Below are 17,804 nucleotides of genomic sequence, written 5' to 3' on the forward strand. Positions count from 1 at the left end.
GGCTATTGACCTGCGAATACGGTGGCTTCGTCAACGGGAGGAGAACCGACATGACTGACATCCACCGATCAAGATCAATGGCTCCGGCCGGGCTCGACCGCGGGCGGTTCAGCGACGGCGTCCGCCGCTTCACCGTCCGGGCCTCCGGCCCGGACGCTCCGGACTCATTCCAGGTCCATGCGGACGGCAATCGTGCCGAGGTGGTGCTCGTGGTCTCGGGCATCAACACCGGAGAACTCCGCGCCACCTGGGGTCCGCACTGGCGCACCGCGTCCGAGTCCTGGCGGGACTGGTTCGAGGCCAGTTCCTTCATGGTCTTCTACAACGGCCAGGGCCCAGCGGCCGGAAGCGTGAGGCTGTGCAGTGGCTGAAGCCGACATGATCGACTCCTATATGGGCGAGTTCCGGCGCGGCCCGGCCGTCTTCGTCGTCTTCCGGTTCGACCCGGACTCCTACCGGGTCGACTGCGATGACGGCAACGGCCCGTCCCAGGTCTGCCGCATCCCCGCCGACCGAACCGAGGCGATCCGCTGGCATGGGCCCTGGAACGGCGACCGCTGGTGCTCCTGGATCGCGGCCGAGGCCCGCAAGATCATCACCGACCCCGAAACCGGATAACCGGCCACCGGGCCACTGGGCTGCCAAGCTCGGGTGCGGCGGTGGGGCCATGCCGTTGTTCGCGTCCCTGCCGGACGCAGGTCCTCCACAGCACCGCCGCACCCGACCCGACTCCGCGCACGCCCAAGTAGGTAGTCCCGTGTCCGGTATGGGGTTGTTGGCTCCCTTCATGAGTCGGCCGAAGCAGGTCATGGCGGCAGCGAGGGTGCCCATGGCCAGGTAGTCGTGGCTGCGGCGTTCGTATCGAGGGCTCAAGCGGCGGAAGCCGGTCAGCCAGGAGAACGTGCGCTCGATGACCCACCGGTGGCGGCCCGGGCGCTGGGACGATTCGATCTCCTTCCGGGCCATCCGGGGGGGGTGATGCCCCGCTTCCGCAGCGCGGCGCGGCAATCATCGTAGTCGTATCCCTTGTCACCGTGGAGTTTGTCCGGGCAGTGCCATGGCCTGCCGAAACGCTGCCTGATGGGACCGATCTTATCGACCGTGCGCCCCAGGAGGCGCTTGTCGCGGACGCCTGCGGCGCTGACCTCGACACTGAGAGGCAGGCCGATTCGGTCGGTCGTGGCGTGGATTTTCGCGGCTCTTCTTACTTAGGGTTCTTCGACGAACAAGTTGACCTCGATGGGTGTCGCTTCCGGCGCAGCGCCGCTGAACCGCAGATCCGAGAGGTCAAGTAACTCTTCCAAGAGCCCTGACCGACCCGGTATCACAGCCGGGGCGATTCATACGGCTCGCCCTGCATGCACACCCGCGAACCCTCACCGAGTTCCCCGGTGACGGCGACCTCGCGGCCGATGTACCACGGGTTCACGGTGCCGATGAGCACGTACTCCCGGGTATCGGTGCGCAGGAAGGATTCACACGCGTGCGGTGATCCAAGCCCGACACTCACGCGCCCTTGCACGAGTCTCGTACGAATGCCGGACGGCCGACTGATGTCCCGCCGATGACGCTCTCGTGCGAATCTATTGCACATTTCATGCACACCCCACTGAGGATCGGTCGGAAAACCCACTTCATCAGAAGGAGCCGAGCCCATGGACGACATACGCGCCTGGAAGCGTCCGGAGGAGCGAACCGCCGCAGCGGACGGCACTCACCCCGCAGGATTGGTCGATCTCGACGAAGATCTCGCCGAGCGGGCTTTGGGCGGCGGCACGGTCAATGCGACCGCGACGCTGAGCCCGCTCTGCGGCACCGCGACACCGCTCTGCGCCTCCACGAGCCTGAACCTCACCTGCGCCTGATCCCCACGCTCGAATACCACGGGTACCTAACTGAGGAGCATCTCACATCTTCCGCGCTGCAATAGAACCGTCGGTTCCAGAGGCGGCCGTTGCGGAACTGATGCAAATCTCTTGCCACATCCGCTGAAGATCAGATCCATCGGACCCATCGGGACGACGACAGAAGGCGTTCCGATCGGACCGATGCGAGCGGGGATGGACCGTTCCCTCTGACCGGGGGTCCATCCCCTCCCACGGGCCCTACCAAGGGTTCGTGGCCATACCACCCTACCTCGAGAAAGAGGTCGTCACATGAACGACATTCGCGCTTGGAAGGACCCCGAACGCCGGCACGAGCTGGGCGGCGACGTCCAGGACAACCCGGCCGGCCTGGTGGATCTCAACGACGACGCCGTCCTCGACGTCACCGGCGGCACCTCGTGGTGGTGCGCCACGGTCGCCCTCACCGCCACCTTCTGCTCTCCCACCGGAACCATGTGCGGCAGCTGCCAATTCGGCACCCGCGGCTGCTGCTGATCCAGAAAGGACATCGCATGGACACCGTGCGCGCTTGGAAAGAACCCGAGTACCGCCGTTCCCTAGGCGAAACGGCCCCCGAGCACCCCGCCGGGACCGGCTTGACGGAAATCGACGAGCTCGCTCTCGGCGAGGTCGCCGGTGCCGCCGGAACCCATCACATCTGGACCGGAGGCTGCTGCTGGTGCCTTCCCTGGTACTCGGGCATCACCGTCTGCGGCTTGGCCTGCGACGTGCCTACCTGCACGTAGCGACCACAAGAGGGGCGGCGGTGCGCCGACCGCCGCCCCGGCCATCGAGACACCGACCGCCTTCCCACAACTTGGATTGGAACCGCCATGGACCGCATACCGCCCCAAGGTCCCGAGCTCCCCTGGCACCTTGCCGCGACACTGCCCGAGCGTCTCGAGTGGGGAACAGAGCCAAGCGAGAGCGACTACCAGCGTGCGGTGCGCCGTCTGGAGATGTGGGCCGAACTCAAGTGTTTCAGGGAGGAGGGGCGCGGAATCGCCGAGTGGTTGGACTCCGCGGGCCTGACGTTGGAGGACTTCAGCGGTCTCCTGGGGGAGACTGAGGTGTCGTTGCGGGCGCGTCGACCCGAAGAGCCCGATTGGCATCAGTCATTTCGGCGCTGGTGGAGCAGCGGTCGGCAGGCTGAGGCACGTCGGGTCCACGGCGACTTGCGGATGCTCGAGTGGGCCCGGCCGCTTCTCGAAGGCGCTCTCGAAGAGCTCGAGGCCAGGCTCGCCGCGATCGTGACCGAGCAGAACGACCCGGTCTTCGCGGACGCACATGTCGTCGAGCGCTTCTTGGAGACCGTGCCACTCAAGCACCTCCAGAGGTACATGCAGCGGGTATCCGTTCTGGAGCTCAACGTGTTCCGGGTCGAAGGGCGCCTTTCCGGCGACGACCCCTCCGCCCGCTTCGCAGATTTCTGCCGTCAGTTGTCAGAGGACGCCGCAGCGGTGCCGCTGTGGGAGGAGTACGTCGTACTCGCACGCCTGGTCGTCACGCAACTACGGTACTGGATGGAGACCCAGGTCGAACTGCTCACACACCTTGCGGACGACCTCGACACGATCCGCACTGGCATTCCAAGCCTGAAGGACGCCGCGCGGCTCGAGTCCATCGGCATCGGCGAGGGCGACCGCCACCACCACGGCCGCTCGGTGTGCATCCTCCACTTCGACCAGGGCTCGGTCGTCTACAAGCCGCGATCCCTCACCATGGACATGGCGTACAACGGCCTCATCGACTGGATCAACGCGCAAGGCCTCAGACTCGACCTGGCCGCCGTCACTACCGTCGACCGCGGCGACCACGGCTGGGTGCGATTCCTGCGGTCCGATCGAACCGTCGGCACCGACGGTGTCGACCGTTTCGCCTGGCGCACCGGCGCGCTCGCCGCGATCCTCTACGCGCTGCACGCCACCGACTTCCACTTCGAGAACGTCATCGCCGACGGCGAGTACCCGGTCCTGGTGGACTTGGAGACGCTCCTCCACTCCGACAAGACCGATGCCGTGGCCAAAGTGGAGGGCACCAGCGACGCCGCGGCCGTAGCGCTCGCCCAGTCGGTCCACTCGACCGGACTGCTCCCCAATCCGATCGTCATGCGCGATCGCGACGGCACCCACGCGCTCGACATGTCGGGCGCCTCCGGCCACGGAGGCCAGCTCACCCCGATGCCCGTGCCGGACTGGGATGGCGCCGAAACCGACACGATGAGACTGGTCAAGCGCCGCATGGAGATGGACGCCGAAAACAATCTCGCCGTCGCCGAGGATGGATCCAGTATCGACATAGCCCAGCGCCGCGGCGCCGTCTCCGCAGGGTTCAGCGAGGTCTACGACCTCCTGCAGCGGCGCGCGGCGGAACTCCTCGCCGACGGCGGGCCGATCGCGGCATTCGAGTCCCTGCACACCAGGCACATCGCCCGAGCCACGCACGTCTACGGCACCGTGCTGCTCGAGAGCACACACCCCGACTTCCTCCGCGACGGACTCGACCGCGACCGGTCCCTCGCGCGGCTCCGCACCGGCCACGAGTCTCGGCCCGAGCAGAACGCCATGATCGCCGCCGAGACAGCCGAACTCGCCAACGGGGACGTGCCCGTGTTCACGATCGAAACCTCGACGGGAACTCTGTACGGGGGTACCCCGCCACGGCCGATCGGCGAACGGGGGCGTCCGATCGAGGCGGTCCGGAAGCGCATCGGCGGGCTCGCCGAGGCCGACCACCTGCGCCAGAAGTGGATCATCGACGCCGCGCTCGCCGCCACCACCATGACCGGCAAGGAGGCCCGCTGGCCGAACTGGTCTCAGCCGCTGCCCTCCGAGCCCGCAGAGGCGGGAGACTTCGAGGAAACGGCGCTCACCGTCGCGAAGCGCATCCAATCGCTCCTCATCCGCGGGGACGACACTATTGGCTGGCTCGGCCTGGACCTCTACGACGAGCAGCACTGGATGGTCGCCCCCACGCCACTCGGGCTTTACAATGGCGTCAGTGGGATCACCCACGCCCTCGACGCTGTCGCCACGGTCACCGGCAACCGCGCCCTCACCGATGAGGTGCAGCGGCTCGACGACTACCTTGTCGCACGCGCCCATCTGCTCGGCCGTATCGTCGACGATCCCGAGACGGCGCCCGACATCAAGTTGACCCCGATAGGCGCGTTCAACGAGACGGCCGGGACCGTGTACGCGCTCGCCCACGCCGCCGTCAGGCATGGCCGCGAGGACTGCGCCGAGGCCGCGATGAAACTGGCACCGATCCTCGACCTCCTAGTGGACCAGGACGTCAGTTTCGACATCGTCTCAGGGGCCGCGGGCCTGATCCTCGTCATGGAGTCCCTGGAAGCCGCCGCCCCAGGGCGCGGCGCGCTCGACCTCGCCCGCAAGGCCGGCGAACGCCTGCTCGAAGCCCGACTCGACCTCGGCGACGACGGCTGGGCCTGGGCGGGCCCGTCCAACGGCGGCGTCCCCCTCAACGGGTTCTCGCACGGCACCGCCGGCATCGCCGCCGCGTTCGCCCGGCTCAACGCGATCAGTCCCGACGAGCGGTACCCGGAGGCGATCGAGCGCGCGCTCGCCTACGAAGCCTCCACGTTCGACCGCGAGAACGGGGTGTGGACAGATCTGCGGATCGACAACCCCGGCGGCCGCACCGTCATGAACGCCTGGTGCCACGGCGCGCCGGGCATCGGGCTCGCCCGCAGGATGATCCGCGACGCCGGAGGCCACGGGCTCGACCTCGAGCGGCTCCGGTCCGAACAGGACCGGGCGGCTGTGATTCTCAACGCCGCCGGCTGGGACGGAGACCCCGTTACCGGGACCGGCAACCACTCGATTTGCCACGGCGACGTCGGCAACCTGCTCATCCTCGACACCATCGTCGATGACGACAGCATCCGCGAGCGCCTGCCCCGCCTCTGGAAGGCCATCATCGCCGACGGGACCGGCAACGGCTGGCTCTGCGGCGTCCCGCACGGGGTCGAGACACCAGGACTCATGACGGGCCTCGCCGGCATAGCCTGGGGACTCGCCCGCAAGGCGGACCCGACGCTCGTCCCCGACCTGCTCCGGCTCGAGGCCCCGGTGGTGCGGGATGACCGATAATGAGCGGCCCGGACTCTACCGGCAGGAGGCGGTAGACGCCTACACGCGCCTCGACGGACGCGACGCCGCGCCGGATTTCGACCCGGGTGCGGCGATGCCGCGACGCCGCTCGATCGTCGCCGGAGTCCTGTGCATGGCGGCGCTCGTCGCGAGCGGACTCGCTTACCGTGTCGACCGCGGGCCCGGCGCCATGGTCGTCTACACCGACGAGGAGTCCATCGTCCTCGCTTTCACCGAGCCGCCACCGGACCTGGTGGGCGAACGGGTCGTCATGACGCTTCCCGACGGCGGCGAGATCGAGGGCACCGGCGTCCAGAGCGAGCAGGCCACCGCAGGTGGGGGCATCACCGCGACCACGGTCATGGTCGAACTCGACTCTCCCGGCTCCGCCGACAGCAGCTACGGCGAGACCGTCCTGGTCAACGCCGAAGCGGTGCCGCTGCTGCTGGACCTGTTCGACGACGAGGAAGGGGCCTGAACGTGCGCCGTCCGAAGGTCCCGCTCCAACTCCAAGCCTCGCAGACCGAATGCGGCGCCGCCGCGCTCGCGATGGTCCTCGGCTACTACGGCCGGCACACACGGACCTCTGAGATCCGCGATGCCCTGGGCTTGGCTCGCGACGGTGCCAGCGCGGCCCAGATCCTCGCGCAGGCCCGCGAACACGGCTTGAGGACGAAGTCCTACCGGGCAGAGCCCGATGCACTCCGTGAGCTCGTCATCCCGATGATCGTGCACTGGGAGATGAGCCATTTCGTGATTCTGGAGTCGTTCACGGACGACGGCGTCGTCATCGTCGACCCCGCCCAGGGCCGCCTCCGTCTCACCGACGCCGAGTTCAGTGCCAAGTTCACTGGGATCGTCTTGGAGATGTACCCCGACGAGGGCTTCGAGTTCCGGCGACGCAAGGGCTTCGGGGCGTTGTCGTTCATCCTGCCACACCTGCCGCGCAACCCGGGCGTTCTGGGCCTGATCGTCTTCGCTTCAGCCGCGCTGACGCTGCTCGGGCTCTTTCCGGCCTTCCTCACTGGATACGTCATCGATCGGGTGTTGCCCACGCGCGCCGAGGATCTGCTGTGGGTGCTAGCGGGCGGCGCCATCACCTTCGCGCTGACGCATGGTCTGGTCACGCTGGCCCGGTCCGAGCTGCTGCTGTGGATGCAGACACGCACCGACTGGTCCATGATGACCGGCTTCCTGCGCCACCTCATGTCGCTGCCATATCGGTTCTTCCAGATCCGTTCCAGCGGTGACATCATCGTGCGTGTCTCCTCGACCTCGTTCGTCCGAGACCTGCTCAGCAGCCAGATCCTCGCGATCGCACTCGACCTGGTCCTCCTGGTCGTCTACCTCGCGGTGATCGGGCTCCATTCGCTCCTGTTCGTGGGGATCCTCCTAACGGTGGCAGTCGCGCAACTCGCGCTCATGGCCGCCACCGCGGGGAAGGCTCAGCGACTGACCGAACGCGAACTGCATTACCTGGGCGAGGCGCAGTCTACGATGTTCGAAGCAGTCGGCAGCGCCGAGACGGTGAAGGCGTCCGGCGCCGAGGCCGTCATGGTCCGTCGCTGGTCGCACCGCTTCGCGTCGCAGCTCCAGGCATCGCTGCGCCGCCAGCGACTCGACAACGTGATCGACGCCACCATGACGCTCATCGCCGTCCTCACGCCGATGCTGCTGCTCACCTCCGGTGCGGCACTCGCGTTCCAGGGAATCCTGTCGGTCGGCACACTGATGACACTCATCGCCTTGTCGGCCGCTGCACTGTCGCCTGTCACGCAGCTCGGCCGCAATTTCAAGAACTTCCAGATCGTGCGCGTCCACCTCGACCGACTCCGCGATGTCCTCGAAGAACCGCCCGAACAGGACGGCGCCGACCGGCCCGCACCGGATCTGAACGCGCCCATCGAGGTTGCGAAAGTCGCCTTCAGCTATTCTGGAAACGGGCCCCTCGTCCTCCGGGACATCGCCTTCACGCTCGAACCGGGCACCACCACTGCGATCGTCGGGGGCACCGGGGCCGGTAAATCCACGCTCGCCCGGATCGTCCTCGGTCTCTACAAGCCGACCGAGGGAGCGATCCGATTCGGCGAGCTCGACCTGGAAAGCGCAGACCTGGCAGAACTGCGCCGGCGCACCGGGATCGTCACCCAGGATACCGATCTGTTCAGCGGTACGATCCTGTCGAACCTCACCATCGGCGCCGAGGCCACCGAATTCGGCGATGTCGTCGCGGCCGCGCGGCTCGCATGCGTCCACGACGACATCGTCACCGCGCCGATGGCGTACGACACGGTTCTCGGCGAGGGCGGCTCAGGCCTGTCCGGCGGGCAGCGACAGCGGCTCGCGCTCGCCCGCGCGCTCGTGCGGCGACCCCGGCTGCTCCTGCTCGACGAAGCAACCTCACACCTCGACGCGGTTACCGAGCAGCGCGTGCACACCAACTTGCGCACACTGGACTGCACCAAGGTGATCATCGCGCATCGTCTCTCCACCGTGCGCGACGCGGACACCATCCTCGCGCTCGACAGGGGACGGATCGTGGAATCGGGGACGCACGACGAACTGGTCGCGCGCGGCGGCGTGTACGCCGAGCTCATCGAACGACAGCTTCAGACCGTATGAAGGACAGGACATGCCGCTGCAAGTGATGGATCGGCTCCGCCACGAGAGCGCGAACGCCGCCGGAGCCGCGCTGACCGTCTGGTTGACGTTGAGGATGCCGGCCACAGTCGGGCACGATGCCGTGACGGCGCCGATGGCGGCGGCGTTCGTCGCGCCACTGGTGGTCGTCTCGATCCACTTCGGCGCCGAATCCCGCCGAATGGTGCAGCAGACCCGTCCAAGGGACACGCGCCTGCTGCGGCTCGCCTGGGCTCTCTGCGTCGCACTTGTTCTCGGCGCGGTCGCCGATCTTGCCTGGAGATGGTCCGCGCTCGGCGGCGTGGAGCGGTTCTCGACCATGTCGGTCATGATTGGAGCGGCGCTGTCCTATGTCGGCTGCTTCCACCGCCGGATCGCGTGGACTTCAGCGGGCCGCCCGCGACTTGCGCGGAGTTCGATCCGCCAGCGGATCGACAGGGGAACGACGTCGCGGTCGAGTCGATCCTGACCGTTCGGGTGCTCGTGAAACGCATCATCGGACGATGTCGCACAACGGTGCTTCGGCACCTGCGATTACAGTCGCGTGAGCACTTCTCGGACCACCGCGGCGGTTCCGGGCGCGTCCCCTTCGAGGATCGCCGTCTGGAGGCGCTGAACCGTCGAGGGGAGACCCACGCCGTAGTCCCGGTGGCGGTGCAGCAGTCGCTGGATCCCGTCGAGCGAGCTGAGCCGGTCGCCCGCGAGGAAGCTTGCAGCGACCGCGAGCTCGGCGAGCTGCGGGTCCTCGCCGGTGCCGGCCCGAGCCTCCGAATGAGCTTCCTGGTAGGACCCGATGACGATGTGCAGCGCGACCGAGAGCCGCCGCAGGGACCGCCGCGTGTTCGCGAGGGAGGTCTTGACTCCCGTGAACCAGTTCGTCGCGGGGAAGTCCACGCCGAAGCCCTCCAAGTCGAGCGCCAGCAGGTCCCGGCAGCCGGCGAGAGCCACCACAGGATCCTCGGAGACTCGCCCCCGCACTGTCCTCAGCCGGTGCTCCAATGCCAGAAGATCCACATGGGACGGATCGATCTCCAGGCTGTAGCCGCCCTCACCGCCCCAGGCCGCACGATGCGTTACCACCCGCACCTCGTTCCCCAAACTGGCCGACTGAGTCGCAGACCGGACCCGCGCGACGAGGGTGCGGACATTGGCACGCGCGGTCACCGGAGGCTCGTCCCAGAGGACGTGCGCGAGCTTGGTCTGCGTGACCACGTGGCTCGGCTGGAGTGCGAGCACCGCCAGGAGCGCCCTCGCCCGAGCGGGCCGCAGCGTCTCGGCACCATCGCGACCCATGAGGCTCACGGGCGGCAGGAGCTGGACGAGAAACGGACGGACAAGAGACTCAGGCAAGGGGTCTCCTTCATCGATGATGGGCCTTCAAAGATGAGGTCAGCAGGCTCGGTTCGAGGGGCATTCGGGGATCATGCTCGAACATCGTTCGGATTCTATTGCGACCTGCCTGAATCTAGAGCCCCAGCGCACAGATCAAGCACGAGTTATGCACGGATCCTCCCCGCCTGCTCGGCGCACTGGCGGTACTCGCCACCGGAGGCATCGTTCTATGGAGACCCGGGTCATTGGTGCGTGGAACTGAGGCACGCTCGACCACCTCGCTACGACGGTGTGGTTACCCGGTTCTGTCGGAATGTCTTGCGGTACACCGATGGGGAGACGCCCAGGGTCGCCCTCAGGTGCTGGCGCAGGGAGACGGCGGTGCCGAAGCCGGTCTTCCCGGCGATCTGGTCGACCGAGAGGTCGCTGGATTCCAGCAGCCGTTTGGCGTGCTCCACTCGCTGCTGCGCCAGCCAGCGCGCCGGGCTCATTCCCGTCTCCTCGCGGAACCTCCTCGTGAAGGTCCTCCTGCTCATTCTCGCGCGGCGGGACAGCTCGTCGATCGACAGCGGACGGTCCAAGTGCTCCAGTGCCCAGGCTCTGGCTTCGGCGGTCCCGGCCCGGTCGTCCCCGGGGACCGGCCGGTCGATGAACTGGGCCTGGCCGCCCTCCCGCCACGGCGGCAGCACGCATCGGCGCGCGGCCGCGTTGGCGACCTCGCTCCCCCAGTCGAGCCGCACCATGTGCAGGCACAGATCCACCGCCGCGCCGGCTCCGGCCGAGGTCAGGATCCTGCCCTCGTCGACGAACAGCACGTCCGGATCGACCTTCAAATCCGGGAAGCGCCGTTGGAGCTCGTCGGTCATCACCCAGTGGGTCGTCGCCGTCTGTCCCTCCAGCAGGCCGAGTTCGGCCAGCAGGAACGCCGCGGTGCAGAACGACACGATCCGCGTCCGCTCGCCGATCCGCGCGAAGGCATCGCGCAGGCCCTCGGGAGCCCGCGGGACCTCGCACCCCGAGCCGGGCCGCTCGGTGGTCGGCACGATCACGGTGTCGACCTCTTCGAGCAGTTCAGGACCGTGGTCGACCTGGATCGAGAAGCCGCTCGCCGACCGGACCGGGCCGCCGTCGAGCGAGCACACCCGGACCTCGTAGCGCGGGGTCGAATCGTCACGGCCCGCCGCGGCGAAGACCCGGTGCGGGACGCCGAGTTCGAACGCGATGACGTCTTCCAGAGCCAGAACAGCGATCTTGCGGGATAGCGTCATGGCCCGATTCTTTCACATCATGACCTTCAGGCCACTGGGCGGGACCGGCGGAACCCCGAAGACTGGAAGCCGTTCACCCGCAGACCGCAGAAAGGGAGACCCGATGGCAGCTACGATGCGCGCCGTGATCCAGCACAGGCTCGGAGGCCCGGAGGTCCTCGAGCTCGCCGAGGTACCGCGCCCCGAGCCCGGCCCCACCGAGGTCATGGTCCGGGTCCGCGCCGCGGGCACCAACCCCGTCGACTTCAAGACCCGCGAGTCCGGCGGCCTGCGCGGCAGCGAGCCGCCGTTCACCGTCGGCTGGGACGTCTCGGGGACGGTCGAGGCGGTCGGTCCCGGCGTCCGGATCCTCGAACCGGGCGACGAGGTCTACGGCATGCCCCGGTTCCCGCACCTCGCGGGCGGCTACGCCGAGTTCGTGACCGCACCGGCCCGGCACTTCCACCGCAAGCCCGCCGGACTCGGCCACGTCGAGGCCGCGGCGCTGCCGCTGGCCGGGCTGACCGCGCACCAGGCGCTGGTCGACATCGCGCGGGTCCGCGGCGGACAGCGGGTCCTGGTCCACGCGGCCGCGGGCGGTGTCGGGCATCTAGCGGTCCAGATCGCGAAGGCCAAAGGCGCGTTCGTCATCGGCACCGCCAGTGCCGCCAAGCACGACTACTTGGACTCGATCGGCGTCGACCGGGCCGTCGACTACCGGACCGAGGACTTCACCGAGTCGCTGAGCGACCTCGACATCGTGGTCGACCCGATCGGCGGGGAGTACGCCGCCCGCTCGGCCTCGGTCCTCAAGGACGGCGGCTTCCTGATGTCGGTCATTCCCGGCGAGCTCCCCGAGGCCGAGGAGCGGCGGCTCTCGGCCGGATTCATGCTCGTCGAGCCCGACCTGGCCGGACTGGCGGCCCTGAGCGCCATGGTCGAGGCCGGGCAGATCGCGCCCACGGTGTCGCAGACCTTCCCCCTCGCCGAGGCGGGGAAGGCCCACGAGGCGCTGGCGTCGGGGCGGACGACGGGCAAGATCGTCCTGACCGTCGACTGACTCGAGCGGGCCCGCTCGGGCCACGAGCCATGGAGGTCGGGCTGTGGTGCTCCGCGCATACAATGTCCACCGGCATCGGCATCACCACAGCGACAATGAGCGAGGAGGGCCGTGGACATGGACAAGACCGCGGGACCGCGTCCGACACCGCCCTCGACCCGGCGCGGACTCCTCATCGGTGTCGTGATCGGCCTCTGCGGCACGCTCGTCCTGGTGCTCGCGGCGGCGTGGATGCTCGGGTGGCTCGACGAGGATTCCTCCTCCATCGCCGATTCCTCGTCCGACTCCTCCGAACACACCGTGTCCATCGACACCGAGCATCTGGCGGTGGAACTGACCGTCCCGGGCGACGTCGCCATCAACCACGTGGACGTGGGCCCCATTCAGCACCCCGAGCTCGACTGCCGCACCGTCCGGTACGAATTCGGCGGCGGCCTGACCGTCGAGGCGTTCGCGGCCGACTGCGAGGTCGACGCCTCGCAGCAGATCCAAAACGGCTGGCACGGCGCCTACCGGACGCTGGAGGACGTGCCGGACCCGGTCGACGTGACCGACATGGCGACCGGGGCCGGTCCCGCCGAGATCTTCGTCCAGGAATACGCCGAGTACACCAACTCCAGCAACTTCTGGGACGAACCGGTCGCGATCGTGCTGCTCACCGAGCCGGTCGACGCCGACTTCCCGACCTTGGTGCTGCGCAGCGATAAAGGGGAGCTCTCACGGGAGGAGCTCACCGATATCGTCTTCTCGCTCAGCACGATCGAGAACTACTCCGACTGACACGGCGGCGCTCGGCGCGTCAAACCCTGATCAACGGGGTCGCCTCGTTGGCCGGGCGTGTTTCGAAGTCCGGGCACGCCCACGTAGGTAGTCCCTGGGGACCCCTTGGCTCAAGGATGCCACTGGGGTCCGACAGGGAGTCTCAGCCGATCGGTTCGGCCTCCTTTCGGGCGCTCTCGTCCTCCTCGTCCACATCGCGGTCGTGAGCTGGTTCGGTGGGCCGCGCGGGCTCCGTCGCCACCGCGATCGCCGCGCCGATCCACACGACCTCGATGAGCGTCCGGATCCACAGCGGCTCGGGCGAGTCCCCGTTGAACTCGATGCCGTTGAGGGTCGCGTAGATGTTGGCGGGGAACATCGCGAGCATCAGCAGCGCCAGGCACACCGCCGCGGCGCGGCGGAACGGCCCGACCCACAGTCCGACGGCGCCGGCCAATTCCAGTACGCCGGTCGCCGCCACCAGCGCCTCCGGCCACGGCAGGACCGGTGGCACCATGGCCACCATGCTCTCCCGATAGCCCGGCACGAAATGCACGACTCCGGTCATCGCGAACATCACGCTCAGGCCGCCGCGCATTGAGGGACGCCAGGCGTTGAACCGGGCGAACCTGACGCGGCCGAGCAGTCGGAGCACCAGTGTGGTCGCGGCGAATCCGATCAGGGGCTCCATGAACCCACCTCCAAATCTAGACATCGTCAAGTTACCGCCGGACCGGCAATCTTGTCAATGGAAAGTTCAGGTCAGTGACCCAACCCTCGTTCACACGCCGTGCCACGGCGCTCGGCCACAGACGGCCGAGACCGGGTCAGCTCGAGCGGGTCTGCTCGATCCAGGAGCCGTGGAGGCCGGCGTAGACCGAGCCCCCCTCGGCGGCCAGGTCGGCGTGGTTGCCGTGCTGGACCAGGTTGCCTGAGTCGAAGACCAGGACCTCGTCGGAGGTCTCGGCCGTCGAGAGCCGGTGGGCGATGATGACGGTGGTGCGGCCCCTCGTGACCGCGTCCAGCGCGGCCGAGAGCCGCAGTTCGGTGGCCGGGTCGACGGCGCTGGTGGCCTCGTCGAGGACCAGCAGGTCGGGGTCGGCGATGTAGGCGCGGACCAGGGAGACGAGCTGGCGTTCGCCGACGCTGAGGTTCGCGCCGCCCTCGCCCAGTTCGGTGTCGAGCCCGTGCGGGAGCGAGTCGACCCAGTCGGTCAGGCCCAGCTCGGAGAAGGCCACGTAGATCTCGGCCTCGTCGGCCTCGGGCCGCGCGAAGCGGACGTTGTGGGCGAGGGTGCCGTTGAACAGGAAACCCTCCTGCGGAACCATCGCCACGCGCCGCCGCAGCGAGGAGAACTTGACCTCGGTGAGCGGCGTCCCGGAGAGCGTGACGCGGCCCGAGGTCGGGTCCATCAGGCGGGTCAGGAGCTTGGCGAAGGTGGTCTTGCCCGAGCCGGTCTCTCCTACCACGGCGACTTTGGAGTGGGGGCGGATCTCGACGTCGATGCCGTGGAGGACCTCCTCGCCGCCCGGGTAGGCGAAGCGGACGTCTTCGAAGCGGGCCCCCAGTGGGCCCTCGGGCAGGTCTACGCCGTCCTCGGGGTCGGCCACGTCCGGTTCGGTGTCGAGCACGTCGAGCACGCGCCGCCAGCCCGAGACGGCGTTCTGGGCCTCGTTGAGCATCTCGGTGGCCGTCACCACCGGCATGACGAACAGCACCACCAGGAACAGGAACGCCGTGAGCTGGCCGACCGACATGGAGCCGTCGGCGACCAGGAAGGCGCCCAGGACGATCACGACCGAGTAGACGCCGAAGTTGACGATCTCGCCGGCGCCGAAGGAGAACGCCGAGCGGCGGATGGCCTTGGCCTGGTCCCGGCGGTGGTCCTCGATGGACTCGTCGAGGCGGCGGGAGGTGCGGCCGCCGACGCCGTAGGCGCGGATGACCCCGGCCCCGACCACGGACTCCGAGACGGCCGAGAGCATGCGCGCGACCGATTTGCGCACGTTGGTGTAGGCGTTGGCCAGATGGGTCTGGAGCCACTTGATCAGCCAGGTGACAGGCACGAACACGATCCACACCGCGAGCGCGAGCTGCCAGGAGTAGACGAACATGACCACCGTGGCCACCAGGATCTGGGCGCTGGAGGTCACCAGCTGCATGCCGCCCTGCTGGAGGAACTGGCTGACGGTGTCGACGTCGGTGGTGACGCGGGCGGTCAGGGCGCCGCGCCGCTCGGACTGCTGGTGCAGCATCGACAGGTCGTGGATGTGGCGGAAGGTGCGCCGCCGCAGGTTCGCCAGCGCGGTCTCAGTGACCACGAACAGGCGCCGGTTCATCCAGTAGTTTGCGGTGGTGGTGACGACCAGGACGGCGGCGCCGACGACGGTGACGGCGAAGACGTAGGACACGTCGGGGCCGTCGTCGGCGAACAGGCCGTTGTCGAGCGCCTGTTGGGCGGCGATGGGCACGACCAGGCGTCCCACGGAGGTGACTGCGGCCAACACGATGGTGAACGCGAGTCCGCGCCGCAGTTCGGGGGAGAGCCTGAGGCCGCGGGCGAGGGTCTCGAACGGGCCCGGTTCTTTCCGGTCGGTGGTCTGGTCGTTCACGACGCGGTCTCCTCGTCGAATTCGCGTTCGGCCTCGGCCTGCTCGTAGGCGGTGACCAGGTCGGCGTAGGGCCGGTGGCGCTCCAGCAGCTCGGCGTGGGTGCCGCGGGCGGTGATGCGACCGCCGTCGAGGAAGACGACCTCGTCGGCCAGGGCGATGGTGGCGCGCCGGTAGGCGACGACCAGGACGCTGGCGGCGTCGGCGCTGTCCTTGAGCCCGGCGAGGATCTTCGACTCCACCTTGGGGTCGACGGCGCTGGTGGCGTCGTCGAGGATCAGCAGGCGCGGGTGTCCTGCCAGGGCGCGCGCGAGGGTGAGCCGCTGGCGCTGGCCTCCCGAGAGGGTGGTGCCGCGCTCGCCGACCTCGGTGTCGAGGCCCCCGTCGAGGTCGCCGACGAACTTGTCGGCTCCGGCCGCGGCCAGGGCCTCCCACAGGCGGGCGTCGTCGACGCCGTCGCGGTCGAGGGCCAGGTTGGCGCGGACGGTGTCGTCGAAGACGAACGGGATCTGCTGGACCAGGGCGATGTCGGCGGCGAGCCTGGCATGGGTGAGTTCGCGCAGGTCGACGCCGTCGAGGCGGACGGCTCCGGCGCTGGGGTCGGTGAGGCGGGCGGCCAGGTGGGCGAGGGTGGACTTGCCCGATCCGGTGGCGCCGACGAGCGCGACGGTGCGTCCGGGCTCGACGGTGAAGGAGACGTCGCCGATGGCTTGGCCGCCGTCGGGGTAGGTGTAGGCGACCGAGTCGAATTCGAGGGCGGCCGGGCCGTCGCGGCGGGTGTCGGTCTCGCCGTAGGCCATGTCTCCGGTCGCGGCCAGGACGTTGTCGACGCGTTTGCGGCCGACCACGGAGGTGGGCAGGTCGCCCAGGACCCAGCCGATGGCCCGGATCGGGAACGACAGGATGGAGAACATGAATGAGACCGTGACCAGCTGTTCGAGGCTGAGCGAGCCGGCCTGGTAGCGGGAGAGGCCGACCAGGAGGGCCACCAGGACTCCCAGGTCGGGCAGTCCTTGGATGAGCGGTTCGAAGCCGGCGCGGAGGCGGCCGACACCGATCATGGCGTCGCGCAGCCTTCCGGCGGTCTCGGTGAAGCGCTCGGTCTCGTGGCGCTCGCGGCCCATGGCCTTGACGACCAGCGCGCCGTCGAAGGATTCGTGGGCGACCGCGGAGGCTTCGGCGCGCAGCTCCTGGGCGCGCTTGGCGCGGGGGGCCATGCGGGTGGCGAAGACGGCGTTGAGGACCAGCAGGCTCGGGAACATGGCCACGGCGACCAGGGCGATGGCCCAGTCGATGAAGAAGAACACGGCCATGGAGACGATGATCATGAAGATCGTTCCGCAGGCGAACGGCAGCGGCGCCAGGGGCCTGGTGGCGGCCTCCACGTCGGCGTTGGCGTTCGACAGGAGCGTGCCGGTGGGGTGCTTCTGGTGCCAGGAGACGGGCAGGGCGATGTAGCGGCGGGTGACCTTGCGCCGCCAGTGAGCCTGCACCTGGAACATTTGTGTGCCCGAGCCGATGCGGCGGGCGCACATGCTGGAGAAGCGCACGACCGACAGGCCGAGGAGCGCGCCGACGCCGAGGGCGACCGAGCCGATCGCGACCTCGCCGTTCTCGTAGGCGGGGACGGCGACGCGGGCGACGACCCAGCCGACTATGAAGGACACCGAGAGCTGCATGGCGGTGTTGACCATGGCGCCGGTGACCGCGATCGTGAAGCGCTTCGGCTCGATCCTGATCATGTCGCCGATGTTGCGCAGCCCCGAACGGAGGATGTTCGCCTCGGCGGCAGCGTCTGTCATGGGGACTCCGGAGGTCGGGTGGCGGGCGGATCCGCTTGCCGTGCGGCAGGCAAGCGGCCGCCTGCAATCATGCCTCGCGGCTGCGACAGTTGCCAACCGCTTTGCCGCCGCCCCGACCGGATCGCCGAGGGCCGCTCGCCACTCGGCCGTACATCTCGCACAAACGATTGTCGTAAACCCGACACCACCTATTCGGGACCTATGTCCCTATCCCGCACAAACTATATTGGAACCAACAGCGAGCACCCCCTCACGCACTGCTCGAATCAATTCCCCGAGTGACAAACAGGTGACCCATGATACGGGTGCTACTCCGACAACCCCCTTCGCTGCTCGGGACCGCGCTCGAGCGCGTGA

Annotated in this window: 18 protein-coding genes and 1 pseudogene; 11 read left to right on the plus strand and 8 right to left on the minus strand. The window is 68.4% G+C overall.

The genetic code is table 11. The features are described 5' to 3' along the window. Nucleotides 1–50 precede the first annotated feature (50 nt). Both JFB92_RS08100 and JFB92_RS25425 read left to right on the plus strand, forming a co-directional pair. Entirely contained in the window at nt 51–371 is a 321-nt protein-coding gene (locus tag JFB92_RS08100; protein ID WP_199036836.1) for a hypothetical protein, read from the plus strand. Continuing rightward, nucleotides 364–618, plus strand: a complete 255-nt coding sequence (locus JFB92_RS25425; RefSeq protein ID WP_233162639.1) for a hypothetical protein — start codon at nt 364–366, stop codon at nt 616–618. Before JFB92_RS08100 ends, JFB92_RS25425 begins: the two co-directional genes overlap by 8 nt. Before the next feature lie 201 nt (nt 619–819). Here JFB92_RS25425 and JFB92_RS26900 read toward each other — a convergent pair. From JFB92_RS26900 to JFB92_RS08115, 3 genes and pseudogenes are all read right to left on the minus strand, one after another. Then, a pseudogene (locus tag JFB92_RS26900) lies at nt 820–951 on the minus strand (transposase); the annotation flags it as partial. Then, a complete protein-coding gene (locus tag JFB92_RS26905) occupies nt 888–1,190 on the minus strand; it encodes a transposase (RefSeq protein WP_199036967.1) in 303 nt (100 codons plus the stop codon). The pseudogene JFB92_RS26900 and the gene JFB92_RS26905, both read right to left, overlap by 64 nt. A 134-nt stretch (nt 1,191–1,324) precedes the next feature. Next, the gene (locus tag JFB92_RS08115; protein WP_199036839.1) at nt 1,325–1,510 is read right to left on the minus strand and encodes a hypothetical protein; all 186 of its coding nucleotides are present in this window, start codon (nt 1,508–1,510) and stop codon (nt 1,325–1,327) included. Between the two features lie 145 nt (nt 1,511–1,655). Between JFB92_RS08115 and JFB92_RS08120 the strand changes: the two genes are divergently transcribed. From JFB92_RS08120 to JFB92_RS08150, 7 genes are all read left to right on the plus strand, one after another. Continuing rightward, complete coding sequence (locus tag JFB92_RS08120; RefSeq protein WP_199036840.1) at nt 1,656–1,865, plus strand: hypothetical protein; 210 nt, start codon at nt 1,656–1,658, stop codon at nt 1,863–1,865. Nucleotides 1,866–2,156: 291 nt separating this feature from the next. Next, nucleotides 2,157–2,381 carry a mersacidin/lichenicidin family type 2 lantibiotic gene (locus JFB92_RS08125; RefSeq protein ID WP_199036841.1) on the plus strand — a complete coding sequence of 75 codons (225 nt, stop codon included), beginning with the start codon at nt 2,157–2,159 and terminating at the stop codon, nt 2,379–2,381. Nucleotides 2,382–2,398: 17 nt separating this feature from the next. Further along, entirely contained in the window at nt 2,399–2,632 is a 234-nt protein-coding gene (locus JFB92_RS08130) for a mersacidin/lichenicidin family type 2 lantibiotic (RefSeq protein ID WP_199036842.1), read from the plus strand. Between the two features lie 435 nt (nt 2,633–3,067). Beyond that, on the plus strand, nt 3,068–5,998 hold the full coding sequence (locus JFB92_RS08135) for a type 2 lanthipeptide synthetase LanM family protein (protein WP_199036843.1): 2,931 nt from the start codon (nt 3,068–3,070) through the stop codon (nt 5,996–5,998). Further along, complete coding sequence (locus JFB92_RS08140; RefSeq protein WP_199036844.1) at nt 5,988–6,476, plus strand: hypothetical protein; 489 nt, start codon at nt 5,988–5,990, stop codon at nt 6,474–6,476. Before JFB92_RS08135 ends, JFB92_RS08140 begins: the two co-directional genes overlap by 11 nt. Before the next feature lie 2 nt (nt 6,477–6,478). Beyond that, nucleotides 6,479–8,620, plus strand: coding sequence for a peptidase domain-containing ABC transporter (locus JFB92_RS08145; RefSeq protein WP_199036845.1), 2,142 nt, complete (start codon nt 6,479–6,481; stop codon nt 8,618–8,620). Nucleotides 8,621–8,630: 10 nt separating this feature from the next. Continuing rightward, the gene (locus JFB92_RS08150) at nt 8,631–9,107 is read left to right on the plus strand and encodes a hypothetical protein (RefSeq protein ID WP_199036847.1); all 477 of its coding nucleotides are present in this window, start codon (nt 8,631–8,633) and stop codon (nt 9,105–9,107) included. A gap of 65 nt (nt 9,108–9,172) precedes the next feature. On the opposite strand, the gene JFB92_RS08155 is transcribed toward JFB92_RS08150, so the two are convergent. Together JFB92_RS08155 and JFB92_RS08160 are read right to left on the minus strand one after the other, a co-directional pair. Continuing rightward, the gene (locus JFB92_RS08155; protein WP_199036849.1) at nt 9,173–9,988 is read right to left on the minus strand and encodes an AfsR/SARP family transcriptional regulator; all 816 of its coding nucleotides are present in this window, start codon (nt 9,986–9,988) and stop codon (nt 9,173–9,175) included. A gap of 263 nt (nt 9,989–10,251) precedes the next feature. Beyond that, nucleotides 10,252–11,238: a GlxA family transcriptional regulator gene (locus JFB92_RS08160; protein ID WP_199036851.1), complete on the minus strand. Its 987-nt coding sequence runs from the start codon at nt 11,236–11,238 to the stop codon at nt 10,252–10,254. A 103-nt stretch (nt 11,239–11,341) separates the two neighbouring features. On the opposite strand from JFB92_RS08160, the gene JFB92_RS08165 reads away from it, so the two are divergent. Further along, nucleotides 11,342–12,277, plus strand: a complete 936-nt coding sequence (locus tag JFB92_RS08165) for an NADP-dependent oxidoreductase (RefSeq protein WP_199036853.1) — start codon at nt 11,342–11,344, stop codon at nt 12,275–12,277. Between the two features lie 117 nt (nt 12,278–12,394). Beyond that, on the plus strand, nt 12,395–13,057 hold the full coding sequence (locus JFB92_RS08170; protein WP_199036855.1) for a hypothetical protein: 663 nt from the start codon (nt 12,395–12,397) through the stop codon (nt 13,055–13,057). A gap of 142 nt (nt 13,058–13,199) precedes the next feature. Here JFB92_RS08170 and JFB92_RS08175 read toward each other — a convergent pair whose 3' ends face one another. From JFB92_RS08175 to JFB92_RS08185, 3 genes are all read right to left on the minus strand, one after another. Continuing rightward, nucleotides 13,200–13,727: a DoxX family protein gene (locus tag JFB92_RS08175; RefSeq protein ID WP_199036857.1), complete on the minus strand. Its 528-nt coding sequence runs from the start codon at nt 13,725–13,727 to the stop codon at nt 13,200–13,202. Between the two features lie 136 nt (nt 13,728–13,863). Continuing rightward, complete coding sequence (locus tag JFB92_RS08180; protein ID WP_199036859.1) at nt 13,864–15,648, minus strand: ABC transporter ATP-binding protein; 1,785 nt, start codon at nt 15,646–15,648, stop codon at nt 13,864–13,866. Next, nucleotides 15,645–17,447, minus strand: coding sequence for an ABC transporter ATP-binding protein (locus tag JFB92_RS08185; RefSeq protein ID WP_199036861.1), 1,803 nt, complete (start codon nt 17,445–17,447; stop codon nt 15,645–15,647). The genes JFB92_RS08180 and JFB92_RS08185 overlap by 4 nt, the downstream gene beginning before the upstream one ends. Nucleotides 17,448–17,804: the final 357 nt, after the last annotated feature.

This window comes from Glycomyces salinus (assembly GCF_016428645.1).
GTDB lineage: Bacteria > Actinomycetota > Actinomycetes > Mycobacteriales > Micromonosporaceae > Glycomyces > Glycomyces salinus.